We start from the raw sequence: 2805 nt of genomic DNA on the forward strand, positions 1-2805 counted from the left end.
GTCCTGATTTGTGCCTCAGCTCCGACTTTATCGTCGGCTTCCCGGGCGAGACCGAGCGCGAGTTCGAGCAAACCTTGAAACTGGTCAAAGACATCGCCTTCGACTTGAGCTTCGTCTTTATTTACAGTCCGCGCCCTGGCACGCCTGCCGCCAACTTGCACGACGACACGCCGCATGAAGAAAAAGTGCGCCGCCTCGAAGCTTTGAACGAAGTCATCGAAGCCGAAACCGCGCGCATCAACCAAACCATGATCGGCACGGTTCAACGCTGCTTGGTTGAAGGTATCTCCAAAAAAGACCCTGACCAACTGCAAGCCCGTACCGCCAACAACCGCGTGGTCAACTTTACCGGTACACCCGACATGATCAACCAAATGATCGATTTGGAAATCACCGAAGCCTACACCTTCTCCCTGAAAGGCAAACCGGTATAAGTACACACAAACAAAGGCCGTCTGAAACTGTTCAGACGGCCTTTATCTTGGTTCGGCTCAGTATCATCTGATTCATGTATTTTTATTACCCGAACAAAAGGCTTTTCAGTATAATACCGCCCGAAAATTCCCTTATCTGTTGAGAAGTTAAGGCTAAAATCCGAGCTTCCGGCAGTTAAACCCGATGATGCCGTCCTTAAACGGCTTTCCCCAAAGGAATATCTCGAATGAGTTCTTCAAATCAAAGCGTTTTGGAAAGATTATTCAACCTCAACGCCAATCAGACTAACGTCCGCACGGAAATTATGGCCGGCGTGACAACCTTCCTCGCCATGTGCTACATCATCATCGTCAATCCCCTGATTTTGGGCGAAACCGGCATGGATATGGGCGCAGTATTTGTGGCCACCTGTATCGCCTCCGCCATCGGCTGCTTCGTGATGGGCTTTGTCGGCAACTACCCGATCGCCCTTGCTCCGGGCATGGGTTTGAACGCCTACTTTACTTTTGCCGTCGTCAAAGGCATGGGCGTAGACTGGCGTGTGGCTTTAGGTGCCGTTTTCATCTCCGGCATCATTTTCATCCTGTTCAGCTTCTTTAAAGTGCGCGAAATGCTGGTCAACGCCCTGCCTATGGGCTTGAAAATGTCGATTGCCGCAGGTATCGGCCTCTTCTTGGCATTGATTGCGCTCAAAGGCGCAGGCGTGATTGTGGCTAATCCTGCCACATTGGTCGGTTTGGGTGACATCCACCAGCCTACCGCCCTGCTGGCAATGGCAGGCTTTGTCATGGTGGTTGCACTTGGCCACTTCCGCGTTAAAGGCTCCATCATCATTACCATTTTGACACTGACTGCCATCTCCACCATCTTGGGCTTGAGCGAGTTCAAAGGCGTGGTCGGCGAAATTCCGAGCATTGCGCCAACCTTCATGCAGATGGACTTCAAAGGCTTGTTTACCGTCAGCATGGTCAGCGTGATTTTTGTATTCTTCCTGGTTGACCTGTTTGACTCTACCGGCACATTGGTCGGCGTTTCTCACCGCGCGGGTCTGTTGCAAGACGGCAAACTGCCGCGTTTGAAACGTGCCCTGCTTGCCGACTCTACCGCCATTATCGCAGGCGCCGCTTTGGGTACTTCTTCTACTACCCCCTACGTTGAAAGCGCGGCAGGCGTTTCTGCCGGCGGCCGTACCGGCCTGACTGCCGTTACCGTCGGCGTACTGATGTTGGCCTGTCTGATTTTCTCCCCGCTGGTTCAAAGCATTCCTGCATTCGCTACCGCACCCGCCCTGCTCTATGTAGGCGCGCAAATGTTGCGCAGCGCGCGCGAAATCGATTGGGATGATATGACCGAAGCCGCACCAGCATTCCTGACCATTGTCTTCATGCCGTTTACCTACTCGATTGCCGACGGTATTGCGTTCGGCTTTATCAGCTACGCACTCATCAAACTCTTGTGCAACCGCACCCAAGACGTACCGCCTATGGTATGGATTGTCGCCGTGTTGTGGGCATTAAAATTCTGGTTCTTGGGTTAAACCGCTCAAAAGAACAGGCCGTCTGAAAACTTTTCAGACGGCCTGTTTTATTTTACCCAGCGTTTAAAGCTGTCGGTAAAAGATTATTTTTTCGCTTTTTTAGCAGCTGGTTTAGCGGCAGCTTTCGCGCCTTTGTCCAATGCGCAGAAGCGGGTAACGATTTGATCAACTACTTCTTGTTTGCCGTTTACTTCGGTAGTACCGCGGATAGTCAGCATGTTGCCGTCAACTTTGTCTACGTTGGCTGCAGTGGCTGCTTCAGCAACCCAAGCGACATTGCCGCCCCAGAATGCGTTTACATCTTTGCTGCTGTCAGTGATACGGAACAGGTTTTCAGTTAATTGACCTTTGTATTTTACTTGTGCAGCAACAACTTCGTTGCCTTTGAAGCCGTACATTACGCTCAGAGGCTCTTTGCCGTCTTTACCGCATTTGTAGTGAACTTCTTTAGTACCGTCGATAGAGTCTACTTTCAAAGTATTAGGTACTGGAGCTTGAGCCTGTTGAGCCTGGGCTTGAGTTTGTTGTTGCGCAGTAGGCGCAGCTTTGGCTTCAGGTTTGGCTTTAGAACCGCTGCTACATGCAGTCAGGGCAACAGCCGCCAAAACAGCAGGAACGATTAATTTAACATTCATATTCATAATTGACTCCCAAATGGTTTCAATAAAAAACCGGCAAACGCCGGCTGACATTTACACATTAACATAGATATTCCGTCTTGTCTTTATCTCAGACGGCATTTTTTAGGAAAAGTTCAAATAAATATTTTTATTTTATAAAATCAAGAAATTATAAATATGAAATCATGTAAATTCAGGTTTGGGAATTTTTAA

General features: G+C 49.4%; 3 protein-coding genes. 2 read left to right on the forward strand and 1 reads right to left on the reverse strand.

The window, feature by feature from the left end; all coding sequences use genetic code 11:
- Positions 1-434 (forward strand): TRAM domain-containing protein (locus ACTHUT_RS17175; protein WP_440419174.1); only part of this gene is annotated, 434 nt, incomplete at its 5' end.
- A gap of 227 nt (positions 435-661) precedes the next feature.
- Positions 662-1972 (forward strand): NCS2 family permease, encoded by a 1311-nt coding sequence (locus tag ACTHUT_RS17180; RefSeq protein WP_070584805.1) that lies wholly within the window; start codon positions 662-664, stop codon positions 1970-1972.
- A gap of 83 nt (positions 1973-2055) precedes the next feature.
- Here ACTHUT_RS17180 and ACTHUT_RS17185 read toward each other — a convergent pair whose 3' ends face one another.
- Complete coding sequence (locus ACTHUT_RS17185) at positions 2056-2613, reverse strand: hypothetical protein (protein WP_070843596.1); 558 nt, start codon at positions 2611-2613, stop codon at positions 2056-2058.
- Between the last annotated feature and the right edge of the window lie 192 nt (positions 2614-2805).

This window comes from Neisseria sp. P0022.S010 (genome assembly GCF_051956635.1).

What these genes read in the sequence shown, in the direction of transcription:
- ACTHUT_RS17180 (WP_070584805.1), top strand. Translation starts at nt 662, where the DNA reads ATGAGTTCTTCAAATCAAAGCGTTTTGGAAAGATTATTCAACCTCAAC.
- ACTHUT_RS17185 (WP_070843596.1), bottom strand. Translation starts at nt 2,613, where the DNA reads ATGAATATGAATGTTAAATTAATCGTTCCTGCTGTTTTGGCGGCTGTT.